Origin of the sequence: Herbiconiux sp. A18JL235 (genome assembly GCF_040939305.1) — a bacterium.
GTDB lineage: Bacteria > Actinomycetota > Actinomycetes > Actinomycetales > Microbacteriaceae > Herbiconiux.
Genome location: NZ_CP162511.1, coordinates 1744514 through 1760636 on the forward strand (window position 1 = coordinate 1744514; position 16123 = coordinate 1760636).

Below are 16123 nucleotides of genomic sequence, written 5' to 3' on the forward strand. Positions count from 1 at the left end.
GGAACAACCTGGCAACACCCCCAGATTATCACCGGGTCGCTGGACAGCGGTATTTCAGATGCGGATGTCGCCCGGAGCGCCGACGTCGGAGACGTGCTGCGGAGCCATCGTGACCTCGCGACGGCGGCGCGGCGCGAGCTTAGCCAGCGGGTTGCGGCCCTCGCGCACGGCCTTCGGAGCCTTGGTCTTCGGAACCTTGATCTCGATGGCGAGCTCCGGCGGGTAGCCGAAAGGCGGCGCCCCGAACGCGGAGCGTGCGCTCTCGATGACGGTGCGCCCGAGCATGAGGTTGCCGACGCCGCCAATCGCGGCGCCGATGCCGAACGGCACCAGGCGGCCGACGGCGTTCGTGCCCTGGCCCACGGCGAATCGCCGGAGGAAGTGGTTCTTCAGCTGATCGGCGATCGGCCCCACCACGAACTGCGGCAGGCTCGAGGTCACCACTTGGCCCCAGTAGGCGTTGCGCCCGAGCCCGCCGGTGGCCTGGCCCGCGATCTGCTTGAGCAGATCCGTTCCCGCCTTGCCCATGAGGAGGGTCATGACGAGCGCCCTTGCCCGATCGGGGTCGTCGACGGCGATGCCGTGCACCTCGGTCACCGATTGCGCGAACAGCGCGGTGGTCTCGAGGAACCCGGCCGTCTCGAGTGCGCTGAGCCCGAGCGACACGCCCGTGCCGACGAACGGCAGCATCGAGCTCGCCCCGACGGCCGCCCCTCCGGTCGTGACCGCGGTCACGTAACGACGTTCCAGGATGACGAGCAGCTGCTCCGGTGAGGCGTTCGGGTGCAGTCGGCGGATGCTGCGCAGATGGGCGAGCACGACCGGCCGGTGCACGCTCAGCAGACGGTCGACGTTGCGCTCGATTCGGGAGGACATACTCCTACTCTGCTGCGTTCTGCTGTGCAGTGCGCGAGAATGCCCTACATGCGCCACAGACCCGCCGCCCGCGACGCGAAGCTCGTCGAGCAGTTCTCCCATGTCGACGCCCTGGTGGCGGGGCTGTTCGACGGGGTGTTCAGCGTCGAGGAGGTGGGCCGACGCGGCCACCTCGGGCTCGGTTGCGGCGACCACATGGACGGTGAGCTCGTGGTGCTCGACGGTGTCTTCCACCTCTGCCACGGCGACGGCACGGTGAGCGTGCTCGCCGCCGACGACACCCTCGCCTTCGCCGAGGTCGTCGACTTCGGCCCCGTCGCCGCCGAGCTCGTCGAGGCGGTCGACTCGATCGACGCCCTCACCGCAGCCGTCGCCGAACGGGTGGTGAGCCCGAACCTCTTCCACGCCGTGCGCTTCGACGCGCACTTCGCCACGCTCAGCCTCCGAGAGGCGAAGCGGCAGACGAAGCCCTACCTGCCGCTCGCCGAGGCGGTGCACGACCAGCGCGAGAACACGGTGACGGATGTGACGGGAACGCTGCTGGGGTTCGTCGCGCCGAGCGTGTTCCAGGGCATCAGCGTGGCGGGCCCGCACTTCCACTTCCTCGATACCACCGGCACGGTGGGCGGCCACGTGCTCGGCATCGGGGGCGCGACCGGGGAGCTCGCCGTCGAGACCTACCCGGGGGTGACGGTGCGCCTGCCCACCACCCCCGAGTTCCTGGGCGCCGATCTCGAGCTGGGCGACGTCGACGGCGCCATCCGTCACGCCGAGTCCGACCACCAGCGATGAGCGCGCCCGACCCGATGACGTTCCGGACCGAGGTCGAGATCGTCCACCTGCTGGCCTCGCCCCTGCACCGCTACGAGGGGCGCCCCGCCGACGGTCCGTTGCCGCTGCCGGCCGGGGCGACCGAGTCGCGCGAGTGCATCGAGGTGCGGGCGGGCCTCGGCATCGTGGGCGACCGGTTCTTCGGGCACGGCGCCCATCGCACCTCGGCGGTGACGGTGATGGCGGCGGAGTCGCTCGACGAGGTGCGGGCGGGCCTCGGCCTCGACCGCCGGCTCGACCCGGCGCTCACGCGCCGCAACATCATCGTGCGCGGTGCCGACATCGACGCCCTCGTCGGTCAGCAGTTCGAGCTCGACTCGGGCGACGGCCCGGTGCGGTTCCAGGGCCATCGCGCGGCCAACCCCTGCGCCTGGATGAACGTGGTGCTCGCCGACGGCGCCCATAAGGCCCTGCGCCGCCGGGGCGGCGTGAGGTGCGAGCCGCTCGTCGACGGGGTGCTGCGACTCGGCCCGGCCGTGCTCTCCACCCTCGTGCCCGTCGAGCGCGAGCCCGCCCTGTTCGCGGCCGCCGAGTAAACGCCTCCGCCGGTTCCGCCGCAAGCCCCTGCGGGGGGCGTGCCTCCGTGGCAGCGTCGACGATGGGGCGGCCGTCCGGCCCGCCCTTCGCGACTGACCGCGGGCGACCGCGACGGGAGGATGACATGGTGCGCTTCGGCTACACCCTGATGACCGAGCAGAGCGGCCCCAAGGATCTGGTGCGCTACGCCGTGGCGGCCGAGGAGGCGGGCTTCGACTTCGAGGTCTCCAGCGACCACTACTCGCCCTGGCTCACCGAGCAGGGCCACGCCCCCTACGCCTGGTCGGTGCTCGGCGCCGTCGCGCACGCCACCTCCCGGGTGGAGCTGGTCAGCTACGTGACCTGCCCGAGCATCCGGTACCACCCCGCCGTCGTCGCACAGAAGGCGGCGACCCTCGGCCTCCTCTCCGACGGCAGGTTCATCCTCGGCCTCGGTTCGGGCGAGAACCTCAACGAGCACGTCGTGGGGGAGGGGTGGCCGGCCGTCGCCGCCCGGCAGGACATGCTCGAAGAGGCCGTGCACATCATCCGCGAGCTGCACACCGGCGAGCTCGTGACCTGGGAGGGCGACTACTTCCGGGTCGACTCCGCGCGCATCTGGGACGTCGCCGAGGGCGGCGTGCCGATCGCGCTCGCCGTCTCGGGCGAGAAGTCGATCGAGCGCTTCGCGCCTCTCGGCGACCACCTCATCGCGGTCGAACCGGATGCGGAGCTCGTCTCGGGCTGGTCGGCGGTCGCCGGTGAGCCGAGCCGTGCCATCGGGCAGATCCCCATCTGCTGGGGGCCCGACAAGGAAGCGGCCGTCACGCAGGCCCACGAGCAGTTCCGCTGGTTCGGCGGCGGATGGTCGGTGAACGCCGATCTGCCCACCCCGGCCGGCTTCGCGGCGGCTTCGCAGTTCGTGCGCGAGGAGGACGTCGCCGGGTCGATCGCCTGCGGCCCCGATCTCGACGAGCTCGCCGAGAGCGTGAAGCCCTACCTCGAGGCCGGTTTCACCGACGTGGCGCTGGTGCAGGTGGGCGACGAGGGTCAGGACCGCTTCCTGGCGGAGGTCGCGCCGGCGCTGCTCGAGAAGCTGCGGGCGCTGTAGACGGAAGGCCGGTCGCGCGACCCGGTTGAGCCGGGTGCACGACCGGCCTGCCCTGCTCGGCTCGGCCGGGCCGGTCTCGGTGGGCTACGCCGAGCGGTGCCCCGCGGGGTCAGCCCCGCTGCGCGACCAGCGCTCTGAAGTAGTCGACGAGGGGCAGGGTGGGGTGCCCGATGAGCTCGTGCAGGGTTCCTGGGGTGTGGCCGAGCAGCCCCTCGGCGATGTTCGCGTCGAGGGCGACGACGAAGCCCGCTGTTCCCTCGTCGAGGCCGGCGGCGGTGAGCAGGGCGAGATTCTCCTCGGGCGAGACGGGGTTGAACACCACGGTGCTGGCGAGTGCTTCAGAGGCGGCGGCCGCGAACTCCGTGCCGTCCCACGCGGTGTCGCCCGACAGCTCGTACACCTGCCCGAGGTGACCGTCGGTGGTGAGCGCGGCGGCGATCGCCTCGGCGTAGTCGCTGCGCGCGGCGCTCGACACGCGGCCCGAGCCGGTCGACGCCGTGTAGGTGCCCGACGCGGCGGCCTGCTCGAAGGCTCCGGCGTAGTTCTCGTGGTACCAGCCGTTGCGGAGGATGACGGCAGGGATGCCGCTGGCGGCGATGAGCTCCTCGGTCGCCTTGTGCTCGGGGGCCAGGATGAGGGGGCTCTCGGTGGCGAACGGCGCGCTGGTGTACACCAACCGGGAGACACCGGCCCGCGCGGCCGCCTCGACGGCGTTGCGGTGCTGGGCGACCCGCTGCCCCACCTCGCTGCCCGAGACCAGTACGAGCGTGTCGGCACCGGCCAGGGCGCCGTCGAGCGTCGCCGGGGAGGTGAAGTCGACGACGGCGGTGCGCACGCCGAGGGTCTCGGCGAGCTCGGCGAGCTTCGACTCGGTGCGGCCGGCGGCGACGATGTCGCTCGCGGGGACGCCGCGGGCGACGAGGTGCTCCACGGCGAGGCGGCCGAGGTGTCCGGTGGCTCCGGTGACGACGATGGTCATGGTCTGTGTCCTTTCCGGCGCCGCGCTCGCGGGCCGTCGAGAGGGTGAACCGGGGTCTTCCGCCCAAACTTCCCGTCTGGGGGTACCCACTTTTTGGTAAGTTAAGGGAATGGACGACATCTGGCAGAGCCTCGGCCGCGAGCGCGCGGCGTCCCCCTTCGCATCCGGATGCGCCAGCCGGGTGGTGCTCGACCATGTCACCAGCAAGTGGGGCGTGCTCGTGCTCGTCGCCCTCGACGAGGAGCCCCGCCGTTGGGGCGAGCTGCGCCGCCGCATCGAGGGCATCAGCGAGAAGATGCTCGCGCAGACGCTGCGGGCGCTCGAGAGCGACGGCTTCGTGCTGCGCGAGTCGCACGGCACCGTGCCGCCCCGCGTCGACTACAGCCTCACCCCGCTCGGCCGCGAGCTCGCCGAGGTGCTCGTTCCCCTCGTGCGCTGGGTCGGCGACAACGTGCACCGCACCACCGTGCCCCTCGCCGCCTCCGCCTGACCCGCGCTCGCGCGCCCGTGCCCCTCGCGCCCCGCGTCGGCGCCCGCCGCGCACCCCACCACCGCGTCGAGAGGGCGTAAAGTGCCGCCTCACCTGGCTTGAGAGGGCGACTTGCGCCCTCTCGCGGCGCGGGTGGGCCCGCCGCCCCGCGTACCACGCACCTCGTCACCCGCGCGCCGAAGGTGCGCGAAGTGCCGCGTCACCTGCCGTGAGGAGGCGTGTTGTGCTCTCTCGTGGTGCGCCGCGCATCCGCGTCTCATCCCGCCGCGAGAGGGCGCAAAGTGCCGCCTCGCCCGGCGTGAAGGGGCGACTTCCGCCCTGTCGCAGCGCCCCCGTGCACCCGCGCCCCGCGCACCCAGCCACCTGCGTCGAGAGGGCGGGAAGTGCCGCCTCACGTGGCGTGAGGGGGCGTGTTGTGTTCTTTCGTGGTGCGCTTCGCATCCGCGTCACCCACCCGGCGAGAGGGCGGGAAGTGCCGGGTCGGGGCGGGTGAGGGGGCGTTTTGGGGTCTCTCGGGTGGGACGTGCGTGCGCGGTGGGCGGGGCGGGTGGGTCAGGTGCCGAGGTGCGCGTTGAGGGCCGCGGTGAGGGTGGCGTCGAGGTGGAGGGGGCGCCCGTCGAGCGCGGTGAGAGGGACGGCCTGGCGCACGCTCGAGACGAGCCACACCGCGTCGGCCCGAGCGAGGCGGGAGACCGGGATGCGCTCCTCGGCCGTCTCGAACCCGCGCTCGGCGAAGAACGCGAGTGCTCGGGTGACCGTGGTGCCCGCGATGATGCCGACCTCGGCGGGCGGGGAGACCACCCGGTCGCCGAAGCGCATGACGACGCTCGAGGTCGGGGCCTCGAGCACGAAACCGTCGGAGCTGACGAAGACCACCTCGCGGGCTCCCCGCCTCGCCGCCTCCCTCGTCGCGGCGGCAGCCACCTCGTAGGAGAGCGTCTTGGCGCCCAGCAGCAGCCATGGTGAGGCGGCGCCGGCGTCGTGCCGGTAGCCCCGGTCGAGGGTGATCGCTGCGAGGCCGTCGCGTCGCACCGCCGTGTGATCGGGGGCGGGCTGGGCGAGCACCCACGCCGTGGGCACACCCCGGCCCTCGATTCCCCGGGTGAGCACGAGCTTCACTCCGAGCACCTCGTCGTCGCCTCCGCGACGGCGGGCCTCGGAGACCGCCGCGGCGAAGGCCTGCCGCCATACCTCGAGGTCGGGGGCGGGAAGGTCGAGCAGGCTCGCGGAGACGACGAAGCGCCGGAGGTGGGCCTCGAGGTCGGGGGAGCCCGACGGCCCCACCCGCACGCTCTCGAACACTCCGTCGCCGCGCGTCACGCCGAGGTCGAGCACACTGAGCTGGGGCAGGGCGACGTCGGCGAGGCGGAAGGGACGGGACGCCTCGCCCGGCTCCGCGCCGGGTTCGACCTCGACGGGCCGGGTGACCAGAATGAGTACGGGGGCCGACACGCTCCCAGTGTCCTCCGTATCATCCCGCCCCCGGGCGGAACGCGCCGCGAAGAGGTAGACCGGAACGATGGCCCACACCGTGCAGACCGAGATCGAGCAGAAGTTCTCCATCGCCGACGACAGGGCGGTGCCCGAGCTCACCGGCATCGGCGCTGTCACCGCGGTCGATCACGTCGACCCGGTCGTGCTGGAAGCGGTCTACTACGACACCGACTCCCTCGCGCTGGCGCGCCGGCGCATCGCGTTGCGACGTCGCCAGGGCGGACACGACGAGGGGTGGCACGTGAAGCTGCCCGCCGCAGAGGGGCGCACCGAACTCCAGTGGCCGCTCGCCGTGGAGGGTGCGCTCCCGTACGGCGGCAGCGACGGCGTGAGCGACACCGGGCAGCCGTCGACCGCTGAGGCGGTCGAGGTTCCGCTCGAGGTGCTCGACGCCGTGCGCGTGCACGTGCGTGACCACCGCCTCACCCCTCTGGCGCGCATCTCGACGACCCGGACCGTGACGAACCTGCTCGACTCCGACGGGCGGGTCGTCATCGAGCTCGCCGACGACCGGGTGGTCGCAAGCGATGCGAGGGCGGGAGTGGTGCGGGCCTGGCGCGAGTGGGAGGTCGAACTGGGCGAGGCCGCTCCCGGAACGCCGAAGAAGCGAGCCGCCCTGCTCGAGGAGGCGGCGGCCGTGCTCCTGGCGGCCGGAGCGGAGGTCTCGCCGAGCGTGTCGAAGCTGGCACAGGCGCTCGGCCGCACGGGCCTTGGAGGGCCCGAGCGAGAGGGCGCCGACGCCGAGCAGCCGGCCCACGCATCCGCTCGCACCATCGAGTCGACGCTCACCCCCGCTGCAGCCGTGGTGCTCGCCGGGGTGCGCGACCTCGCGACGCAGATCGTCGAGCTCGACCCCCGGGTGCGCGCCGACGACGACGACGCCGTGCACCGCCTGCGCGTCGTCGTACGGCGGTTGCGGTCGGTGCTGGCCTCGCACCGGGAGCTGTTCGACGGCGACGGGCTCGGTCGGCTCCGCGACTCGCTCTCCCGTCTCGGCGCCCTCCTCGGCGAGACCCGCGACCTCGAGGTGCGTGCCCGGTGGGCCGCCGACGCGCTCGCCGAGGTCGAGGCCGACCGGGGCGTCGTCGACGCAGACGCCCGCCGCCGCCTCGTCGACGACACCAGGGCCGAGCACGCCGACGCGCACCGTCGCCTCGTCTCCGCCATGAGCGACACGCCCTACTACCGACTGCTCGACGAACTCGACCTCCTCCTCGCGGGGCCCGTGCCCGCGCTGCTCGCCGACGCCCCCTCCGGCCCGTCGTCGCCACGGAAGCTCTCCCGCAGGGTCGCGGGGCGGGAGGCGAGCCGGGCGTTGAAGCGCACAGTCTCCCCCCGGCACGCCCGCCGGGTCGACGACGTCGATCCGGTCGAGGCTGCACGCGCCCTCGCCGCCCTCCACGCCTCGCGCAAGGCCGCCCGGCGGCTGCGCTACACCGTCGAGTTCGCCGACACGGCGCCGGCGAGCACCTTGGGCGGCCGCGGCGAACGCGTCGCCGACGCCGCCGAGGAGCTGCAGGATGCGCTCGGCTGGCACCGCGACGCCTCACTGTTCGCCGAGTTCGTGCTGCTGACCGCGCATCGCGCCGACGCGGCGGGGGAGTCGACGTTCACCTACGGTGTGCTCCATCAGCGAGCCCGCGACCAGGCGGCCAGGGCGCTCGCCCTCGCCGACGACGCCAGGAGGGCGCTGAAGCGGATGGTCTGAGGCGCCGCCGATTCGTGTCCCCCGAGCGAGGGGGGTGCATGATCTGCGCGACAGGAGGCGTCGTGCGCGCGCCATGAAACCCCCGCCTCTCCCGTGTGCTGTGCGGGATTTCCGACACTCGATGCATCACCAGCTCTGCGACGAGTGTCGCGCACGTGTGCCGCACGACGGCACGGAAGGACAGCACAGCAATGAACAAGCTCGCCAAGGGCGCGATCGCCGGAGCCGCCGGCCTTGTCCTCCTCCTCGGAGGCGCCGGAACCTTCGCCTTCTGGAACTCGACCGCCGCCGTGACGGGCGGCACCATCAGCGCCGGAAACCTCGTCGTCACCGATGACGGAGCCGCGGGCGTCTGGACAGACCAGAACGGCGCCACCGTGAACCTCTCGACCTACAAGATCGTGCCGGGAGACACGCTGACGTACACCGACACCCTGCTCGTCACGGCCGTCGGGCAGAACCTCGAGGCCACCCTCGGCCTCACCTCGAACGCGATCCACACCCCGGCCTCGCCCACCGCCGCCGACACCGCGCTCGTCGGCTACCTCACCGCCAACACCACGGTCGACCTCGCCGCGAACGACCCCGCGATCTCGGGCACCAGCCCGAACTACACCATCACCGCGGGCGCCTCCGGCATCACCGACGTGCCGGTCGTGGTCACCGTCACGGTGCCGTTCCCCTACGGCACCGCCGGCAGCAACAACGACGCGAAGCTCGGCACGGCCGTGCTCGACGACATGGCGGTCAACCTCAGCCAGATCCAGTAGCACCCTCGAGGAGTTCTCCGTGACCACGGCCCACCCGCCGCGGCACGTCCGAGCCGCCCCCCGCGGGGTGGCCCGGTCGCTCGTGGCGAGGATGCTCACCGTCACCGCCGCCGTCGCTGCGGCGGTGGCGGTCGGCGTCGCCGCCTCCGGCGGCACCTACGCGTTCCTCACCGCGTCGCGCAGCACCGGCGGCGGCACCATCGCGGCGGGCACCGCCACCCTCTCGGTGACGACCCCGCTGGCCCTGCCCACCACGGCTCTCTACCCGGGTGCGAAGGTGGCGGCAGCCGCAGTCGTGAAGAACACCGGCGACGTGCCGCTCGTCGTGCGCGCCGCCGGCCTCACCCGCACCAGCTCGTCGACTGCCTTCTCGCAGGCCCTCGTCATCCGGGTGGGCGTGGTGAGCTCCACAGCCGCCTGCACGACTGCGGCGACGCCGAGCTGGAGCGGCACCTTCGCCGCGGCGACCACCTCCGACCTCCCGCTCACACTGGCGAAGCAGGGCAGCGGGGTGCTGTGCGTCATCGCGGAGCTGGCGACCACCGCTCCCGACGCGGCAAAGGGGCTCGCCGCCACCACGTTCACGGTGAACATCGACGGGCGTCAGCCGTGAGCGGCGGCCGGATGCTCCGCCTCACGTTCGGCGTGTTCGCCCTCGTGTTCCTCCTCGGCGCCACCCACCTCGGCGCCGCTGCGCTCTGGTCGGCGGCCCCGGTTCCGCTCGCCGCCACCGTGAACGCGGCCACAGCGACGGTGAGCGCGAGCGGGGGGAGCGGCACGACCTTCGAGTACAAGTTCAGCACCGCCACGCTCCCGCCCAACCAGACCCCGGCGATCGTGCCGTTCACCTTCCAGAACACGGGAACGTCGCCGCTCGCCTTCGCCGTGGGCGTCACCACCAGCGGAACCCTCTCGGCAGCCAACGTGTCGCTGACCTATTGGCTCGGAACAGGTGCCGCGGGCGTGTGCGCATCATCCGTCCCCGGCACGGGGACCTCGGTCGGCACCCTCGCCTCGACCCCGTCGCTGCCGAGTGCCTTCTCGGCGGTCGCGCCAGGCACCACCCTCACCCTGTGCGCCGCCACCAAGCTCTCCACGACCGTCGCGCAGTCGCAGGGGCAGTCGCTCACGGCGAGCTTCGCCCTCACCGGAACCGCGGGCCTCTGGACGGCGACCGCCGGCACCACGCCAGGCTTCACCCAGAGCGTCTACCGCATCGGGCCGCCCACCGCCCTGCAGTGCGCCAACGTCACCATCATCGGCGTCGGCGACGTCGCCCGGTTCTCCTGGGCGCAGGTGCCCTCGGCGACGAGTTACACCGTGAGCCGCACCGTGTCGGGCACCACCACCGTCATCACCACGGTGGCGCAGCCCTCGGGCTCCACCCGGCCCCAGGTCGACATCGGCTCGCTGCAGCTCGGGCTCTCGACCGTGCTGACGGCAGGGAGCATCCCGATCACCATCACGGCGAACGAGACCACCTACGGCACCACGTCGACCGCGGTGACCCGCAACGCGAACTACAGCGTGCTGCTCAACGTGACGTGCGGCACATGACGGACGAGCGGATGCGCGGGGCGCGCGGCACGCTGCTGACGGGCGTGCTGGTGGCGGGGGCGCTCGTCCCGCTCGCTCTGCTGCTCACGGCCGGCGGGCAGAAGGCAGCGGCCGCGACGACGACGACCGAGCCCGGGGTGGAGGTGAGCTCCGACGGCACGCGCTTCTCGGGCAGCCTCGACCTCCCGCTGTTCGAGTCCACGCCGACGGTCGTGCCCGGCGACAGCGTCGCCCGCACGCTCTGGGTGCGGAACGCGGGCGAGCTGCCCGGGGTGCTGCGGCTCAGCGTCGTCGACGGGTGGTGGACGAGCGATGCGTTCGCCGACGAGCTGCTGCTGTCGGCGGAGGCCGGGCACGCGCTGTCCGGGGCCGTCGCGGACTCCGGGGCCGGGTCGCCCGACACCGTGGCCGTGCCGCTCACCCGCGGTGGCGAGTGCGCCGTGTTGCTCTCCGGTGGGGTGCTCGAGCCGGGAGGCACCGTTGCTGTGCGGGTGGCGGTGACCTTCGCGGCCTCGGCCACGGGGCGCACCGGTCACGACGCCCACGCCGGCTTCGACCTCGTGGCGGGGCTGCGCGATCCCTCCGACCCCGACGCCGACGCTGACGGGTGCTCGGGCGGGGCCGTCGTCTCCGCCCTTCCCGACCGCCCCTCTGCGGGGGCCGGCGACCCGATCGCGGCCACCGGGTTCGGAGCCGTGGCGCTGGCGATGGCGGGGTCGGTGGGGGTGGTCGCGGGCGCCGCAGCTCTCGCCTCGGTGCGGCGACGGCGTCGCGCCTCCACCGCCCGGCCCGCCGAGCATCCGGAATCGGCGGAGCACCCCGGGCCGCCCGGGCGCGCGGAGGCATCGCCGTGACCGGCGCGCCGGCTGTCACCGGGGCCAGGCACCGGGCCCTGCCACCGGCGAGACACCGTGCCGAGGGCGCGGCCGGACGCGCGTCGCCGTCGCTGCTCCACTACCTGGGTGTCGCCCTCAGCGCCGCGTCGCTGGTGCTCGTGCTGATGCTGGCGGTGCTCACCATCCTCCTTCCGCTCCTCGTCGGAGGCCGGGCGCTCACCGTGCTCACCTCGTCGATGGAGCCCGGGTTCCCTCCCGGAACCCTCGTCGTGGTGCGGCCGATGCCGGCGGAAGAGATCCGCCTGGGCGACGTGCTGACCTACCAGATCGAGTCGGGGAGGCCCGGGGTCGTCAGCCATCGCGTCGTCGAGAAATCGACCAGCTCACGGGGCGAGATCGAGTTCGTCACGAAGGGCGACAACAACGATGCCGCCGACGAGAAGCCGGTGCGCGAGGTGCAGGTGGTGGGCACGCTCTGGTACAGCATCCCGTTGCTCGGCTGGGTGAACCAGGCGGTGAACGGCGAGGCGCGCTCGGTGATCGTGCCGGTGGCGGTGACGCTGCTGTTCGGGTACGCCGGGTGGATGCTGGTGTCGGCGGTCGTCGACCGTCGAAAAGAGGGTCGTCGCTCGCGCTAAGATTCCCGAGCCATGAAGTCTCAGGTTCGTCACGACATCCAGGGGCTCAGGGCCCTCGCCGTCATCGCCGTCATTCTCGACCACGTGCTCGGGTGGCCCTCCGGGGGCTTCGTCGGCGTCGACGTCTTCTTCGTGCTCTCCGGGTTCCTCATCACCGGTCTGCTGCTGCGCGAGGCCGAACGCGACGGCCGGGTATCGCTCACCGGCTTCTTCGGCAGGAGGGTGCGACGCATCGCGCCGGCCGCGGTGCTCGTGCTCGTCGCCACCACGGTCACGGCGTGGTTCCTGTTCAATCAGCCGAGGTTCTGGAGCACGGTGGGAGACGCCGTCTCGGCTCTGCTGCTGGTGTCGAACTGGCGCTTCGCCGCCGAAGGCACCGACTACTTCTCGGCGGGCGACGCCGTGTCGCCGCTGCAGCACTTCTGGACGCTGTCGGTCGAGGAGCAGTTCTACCTGGTGTGGCCCCTCATCGTGCTCATCGTGGTGGCGGTCGTGCTGGGCAGGCCGTCGGGCGCGGGGGCCCCGACGGGCCGGTCGCGGCTCCGGCCCACCCTCGGCGTGGTGCTCGCCGTCGTGGTCGTCGCCTCCTTCGTCTTCGCTCTCTGGCAGAGCAGCGCCGCGCCCACCACGGCGTACTTCTCGACTCTCACCCGTGTCTGGGAGCTCGGAGCCGGAGGCCTGCTCGCTGTGGCGGCGCCACTGTTCGCGACGATGCCGTTCGGCGCCCGGGTGCTGCTCGGCTGGGCGGGTCTGGCCGGGGTCGTGGCCTCGATGCTGCTCATCGACTCGTCGCTCGCGTTCCCCGGCCCCTGGGCGGCTGCCCCGGTGCTCGCCACCGTCGCCGTGGTGGTGGCGGGAATCGCGCCCGCCGGCTCGACCGCCGGCGCACAGCGGCACCTCGTTCCGATCGTCAACCCCGTCACCACCTTCGTGGGCGACGTGTCGTACTCGCTGTACCTCTGGCACTTCCCGGTGCTGGTGTTCGTCACCCTGCTGCTGCCGGCCTCCCTCGAGACGACCCTCGTGGTGCTGGGGCTGGTGCTCGTGGTCGCACTGCTGTCGTACTTCCTCGTCGAACAGCCGCTGCACCGCGCCCCGCAGTCGCCGCGCGGCACCGCATCGGAGGAGCGGTCGAAGGCCTGGCAGGAGTGGCGCGACCGCTTCGGCGCGCAAGCCATGCTCTCGGGCGCCGCCCTGGTCGTGCTCGTCATCGCCGCGACGGTCGTGGTGCAGCTCGGGGTGAAGGGCGAGGGGCCGCTCGCCGCCCTTCTGCCGAGCGCCCCCGTGGTGCAGACCCCCGACGCGCCGGCCCCGGATGCTGCGGCCGGCTCACCGGGCGACAAGGGCCAGCCGGGTGGCGAGACCGACGCAGGGTCGGGCGAGGCGCAGGCACCGGCATCCGTGAACCCGGAGGACGAGTTGCAGGCCCAGCTCTATGCGGCAGCGGCGGCCACGGCCTGGCCCGGCGACCTCTCGCCTTCGCTCGATCAGGCCATCTCCGACAACTCCAGCCACAACCCGGCACGCGACTGCTTCACCCCCGGCCCGACCCCCGACGCCGGCGCGTGCACGTGGGGGAGCGGCGACGCACCCGACCACCTCTACCTCGTCGGCGACTCCACCGCATTGTCGTACGCACCCGCGTTCAAGGCGCTCGCCGAACAGAGCGGCGGCCGGTGGCGGGTGACGGCGATCGGGCTGTACGGCTGCCGCTTCACGCAGGTGGCGGTGCAGAACGACGGCGACGGTGTCATGCAATGGTGCGAGCAGCGCAAAGCCGACGTGCGGGCGATGATCGCCGCCGACCAGCCGCGCCTGGTCGTGATGTCGAACGCCTACGCGCTCGGGAACACGCCCGACCGCCGTCCGCTCTCGACGACCGACCTCGTCGCATCGACCCTGGCCGAGGCGGCCTCCTACCAGGTGCCCGGACGTGTGGTGCAGCTCGCACCCCCTCCGCTCGGGGCGAACCTCGGCGCCTGCTACTCGCCCGTCACCAGCCCGCAGAACTGCATGACAGGCATCGATCAGGCCTGGTACGACTTCGAGTCGGCGACCCGAGCCGCCCTCGCCGCGGCGGGCACCGGCGACCACTACGTGAGTTCGCTCGGCTTCAGCTGCGCCCAGGGGTATTGTCCGGCGTTCGCGGGCACGGTGCCCACCCGCTACGACCAGGTGCACCTCACCCCGGCGTACGCGGAGAAGGTCGCCCCGTCCATCCGATGGGAGCTCGCGGCGCAGGGCCTGTTCTGAGGTAGCTGTGCCTCTGAGGCTCGCGGGCGGGGTCAGTGCGGGGCGGTGCCGTTGCGGCGGGCGGCGCGGCGTTCGCGGCGGGACAGGCGCGACCATTCCTCCTCGGCACGGACTCGAGCGAGCTCCGACTCGCGACGGCGCTCGTCGCGGCGGGAGGCCCAGGCCTCGACCTCGGCATCGATGTCGCGGGTGGGGGTCACGACGGGAGGGCCGCCGAGGAGCTGGCGGCGGGCCTCGACGACGCGACGGTTGAAGTCGGTGAGAACCTCGCGCACCTCGTGCTCGGTGCCGAGGGTGTCGAGGCGGGCATCCAGCTCGGCGTGCTCGGTGCGCAGCGTCAGCGCGGGCGGGCCGAGACCGGTGAGGCGTTCGCGTTCGATCTTCTGACGGATCCACCAGTCGGGGTCGTACGTGCGGCCGAGACCGGCGAGCGGTTTGCCGGCCCCGGGGAGGTCGTCGAAGTCGCCGCGCCGCATGGCCTGCGTGATGGCGATCTCGACGATCGCCGCCCGCTGCTCCATCGTGGGGGCGCCCGCATCGGCCTCGTCGTCGGCCGAACGGCCCGCGGTGCCGAGCCCGGCTCCGGCCCGCGCGTCGTGGTGCGTCGGGTTCTCGCTGCCGGCGCCGTGCACGCCGTCGACCTTCGCGTTGTCGCGATGAGGGCCGTCCCCGTGCGCGCTGTCGCCGCGCACAGCATCGCCGGACACCTGATCGCCGCCGACAGGTGTGACCTGCTGCGAGCGATAGCGGGCGGCGCTCAGTCTCGCGTCGCTCAGCGGCCTGCGTCTCACCATGGATCCAGCCTAGGCACCATCTCCCGGCGTCCGCTCCGAGCCGGGCTCGCGGAGATAGGCGTCGACCAGGAAGGGGCCGCGCACCTCGCGCAGCCGGTCGAGCAGGCGATCGACGAGCCGCGCCGAGACCCCCGCCGCCTCGATGTCGTGCTCGCCGAGCAGCGGCAGGGAACCGCAGCGGATGCGCACCACCTCCCACCCCACAGCGCGCAACAGGCGGTCTTTGCGCCGGTCGACGTCGAGGCGGGAGCCGAGGTGCTCGAGACCGAAACGACCCGGGGTGTCGAACTCCACCGCCACCGCGAGCTCGGCGAGCACGAAGTCGGGCCACACCTCGTGTCTACCGAAGAAGGGCTGGCGCACGGCGACGGCGTTGAGGCCCAGGTCGAGGTCGACCCGGCGGCCGAGGCGCTGACGCAGCTCGGCCTCGGCGGCCGAGGCCGGCTTCGGGGCCCGGGCGCTCCAGAAGGCCTGGCCCGGTGCGCGCACCACGGGTGCCTCGTCGATGACCGCTCCCGATGACTCGAGCCACTCGATGCTCCCCGGGACGGATGCGGAGGGGCTCGGCGTGGGGCTCTGCACGCGCGGTGGCGACGGAGGCCCACCCCGGCTGGCCGATCCGCCGCTGCGTGACAGGGGTGCTCGTCGTCGGCTCTCGGTCGACAGGGCACGCTGTGCAGCCAGTCCGGAGCCGGGGCTCGCGTGCGACGACGGAAGGCCCGTGGCCGCCCGTCGTCGGCGCGGAGGTGGAGTCTGAGGGGCCGCTCTCTGCGTGGTGGCCGGGCCGACCGGGTGGTGCATCGGCGCGGGAGCCTTCTCGGCGACGGGCGGCTTGGCGGGGGCGATGCGCGGAGGGTTCGCGAGCAGCGTGCAGAGGGTGCACCACACCGATCGGCGCCGCACCCCGCCGCCCGGCCGGCTGCGCTGCTCGGCGGGGGTGGCGATGAAGTAGTGACCCACCTCGCATTGCCAGGTGAGGTACACGTCGGCGGCGGGCGGGATCTGGGTGAGCGTGATGCCTCGATTGAGGTCGGGGTGGTACTGCCGCTTGAGCACCGCGTAGGGCGCCCAGGCCTCGCGGTAGCTCCCCACCGGATAGGGCACCTCGACCCCTTTGGAGCGCTGCCTTCTGCTCCACCAGGCCTCGATGTTCTCCGGCACGACCGTCGGCTCCCGTCTCTCGGTGACGCCTCCGCGCCCTCCCGCGCGACGATAGCCGCGGCCACCGACATCCGCCCTCGCCGCGTCCGGACGGGCCGCCGCGCACGGT

Annotated in this window: 16 protein-coding genes; 11 read left to right on the top strand and 5 right to left on the bottom strand. The window is 72.9% G+C overall.

Annotated features, from left to right (window positions below):
* Positions 1-54: 54 nt before the first annotated feature.
* Entirely contained in the window at positions 55-876 is an 822-nt protein-coding gene (locus tag ABFY20_RS08035; protein WP_368499411.1) for a hypothetical protein, read from the bottom strand.
* Positions 877-924: 48 nt separating this feature from the next.
* Here ABFY20_RS08035 and ABFY20_RS08040 point away from each other — a divergent pair, with 48 nt between their 5' ends.
* The 3 genes from ABFY20_RS08040 (at position 925) to ABFY20_RS08050 (ending at position 3334) form a co-directional block, all read left to right on the top strand.
* Entirely contained in the window at positions 925-1668 is a 744-nt protein-coding gene (locus ABFY20_RS08040; protein ID WP_368499412.1) for an acetolactate decarboxylase, read from the top strand.
* A 14-nt stretch (positions 1669-1682) separates the two neighbouring features.
* Positions 1683-2243 carry an MOSC domain-containing protein gene (locus tag ABFY20_RS08045; protein WP_368499413.1) on the top strand — a complete coding sequence of 187 codons (561 nt, stop codon included), beginning with the start codon at positions 1683-1685 and terminating at the stop codon, positions 2241-2243.
* 125 nt (positions 2244-2368) lie between these two features.
* Positions 2369-3334 (top strand): TIGR03557 family F420-dependent LLM class oxidoreductase, encoded by a 966-nt coding sequence (locus tag ABFY20_RS08050; RefSeq protein WP_368499414.1) that lies wholly within the window; start codon positions 2369-2371, stop codon positions 3332-3334.
* Between the two features lie 109 nt (positions 3335-3443).
* Here ABFY20_RS08050 and ABFY20_RS08055 read toward each other — a convergent pair whose 3' ends face one another.
* Positions 3444-4313, bottom strand: a complete 870-nt coding sequence (locus ABFY20_RS08055) for an SDR family oxidoreductase (protein ID WP_368499415.1) — start codon at positions 4311-4313, stop codon at positions 3444-3446.
* Positions 4314-4422: 109 nt separating this feature from the next.
* On the opposite strand from ABFY20_RS08055, the gene ABFY20_RS08060 reads away from it, so the two are divergent.
* Complete coding sequence (locus tag ABFY20_RS08060; protein WP_368499416.1) at positions 4423-4803, top strand: winged helix-turn-helix transcriptional regulator; 381 nt, start codon at positions 4423-4425, stop codon at positions 4801-4803.
* 552 nt (positions 4804-5355) lie between these two features.
* On the opposite strand, the gene ABFY20_RS08065 is transcribed toward ABFY20_RS08060, so the two are convergent.
* On the bottom strand, positions 5356-6255 hold the full coding sequence (locus ABFY20_RS08065) for an aminotransferase class IV (RefSeq protein WP_368499417.1): 900 nt from the start codon (positions 6253-6255) through the stop codon (positions 5356-5358).
* Positions 6256-6322: 67 nt separating this feature from the next.
* Between ABFY20_RS08065 and ABFY20_RS08070 the strand changes: the two genes are divergently transcribed.
* From ABFY20_RS08070 to ABFY20_RS08100, 7 genes are all read left to right on the top strand, one after another.
* The gene (locus tag ABFY20_RS08070; protein WP_368499418.1) at positions 6323-8005 is read left to right on the top strand and encodes a CHAD domain-containing protein; all 1683 of its coding nucleotides are present in this window, start codon (positions 6323-6325) and stop codon (positions 8003-8005) included.
* Between the two features lie 191 nt (positions 8006-8196).
* Positions 8197-8775 carry an alternate-type signal peptide domain-containing protein gene (locus ABFY20_RS08075; protein WP_368499419.1) on the top strand — a complete coding sequence of 193 codons (579 nt, stop codon included), beginning with the start codon at positions 8197-8199 and terminating at the stop codon, positions 8773-8775.
* 19 nt (positions 8776-8794) lie between these two features.
* Entirely contained in the window at positions 8795-9388 is a 594-nt protein-coding gene (locus ABFY20_RS08080) for a hypothetical protein (RefSeq protein WP_368499420.1), read from the top strand.
* A gap of 11 nt (positions 9389-9399) precedes the next feature.
* Positions 9400-10332, top strand: coding sequence for a hypothetical protein (locus ABFY20_RS08085; protein ID WP_368499421.1), 933 nt, complete (start codon positions 9400-9402; stop codon positions 10330-10332).
* The gene (locus ABFY20_RS08090) at positions 10329-11186 is read left to right on the top strand and encodes a hypothetical protein (protein ID WP_368499422.1); all 858 of its coding nucleotides are present in this window, start codon (positions 10329-10331) and stop codon (positions 11184-11186) included. The genes ABFY20_RS08085 and ABFY20_RS08090 overlap by 4 nt, the downstream gene beginning before the upstream one ends.
* Positions 11183-11806: a signal peptidase I gene (locus ABFY20_RS08095; RefSeq protein ID WP_368499423.1), complete on the top strand. Its 624-nt coding sequence runs from the start codon at positions 11183-11185 to the stop codon at positions 11804-11806. Before ABFY20_RS08090 ends, ABFY20_RS08095 begins: the two co-directional genes overlap by 4 nt.
* A gap of 12 nt (positions 11807-11818) precedes the next feature.
* Positions 11819-14059 carry an acyltransferase family protein gene (locus ABFY20_RS08100; RefSeq protein ID WP_368499424.1) on the top strand — a complete coding sequence of 747 codons (2241 nt, stop codon included), beginning with the start codon at positions 11819-11821 and terminating at the stop codon, positions 14057-14059.
* Between the two features lie 32 nt (positions 14060-14091).
* Here ABFY20_RS08100 and ABFY20_RS08105 read toward each other — a convergent pair whose 3' ends face one another.
* Positions 14092-14853, bottom strand: coding sequence for a DUF1992 domain-containing protein (locus tag ABFY20_RS08105; protein ID WP_368499425.1), 762 nt, complete (start codon positions 14851-14853; stop codon positions 14092-14094).
* Between the two features lie 9 nt (positions 14854-14862).
* A complete protein-coding gene (locus tag ABFY20_RS08110; protein ID WP_368499426.1) occupies positions 14863-16014 on the bottom strand; it encodes a hypothetical protein in 1152 nt (383 codons plus the stop codon).
* Positions 16015-16123: the final 109 nt, after the last annotated feature.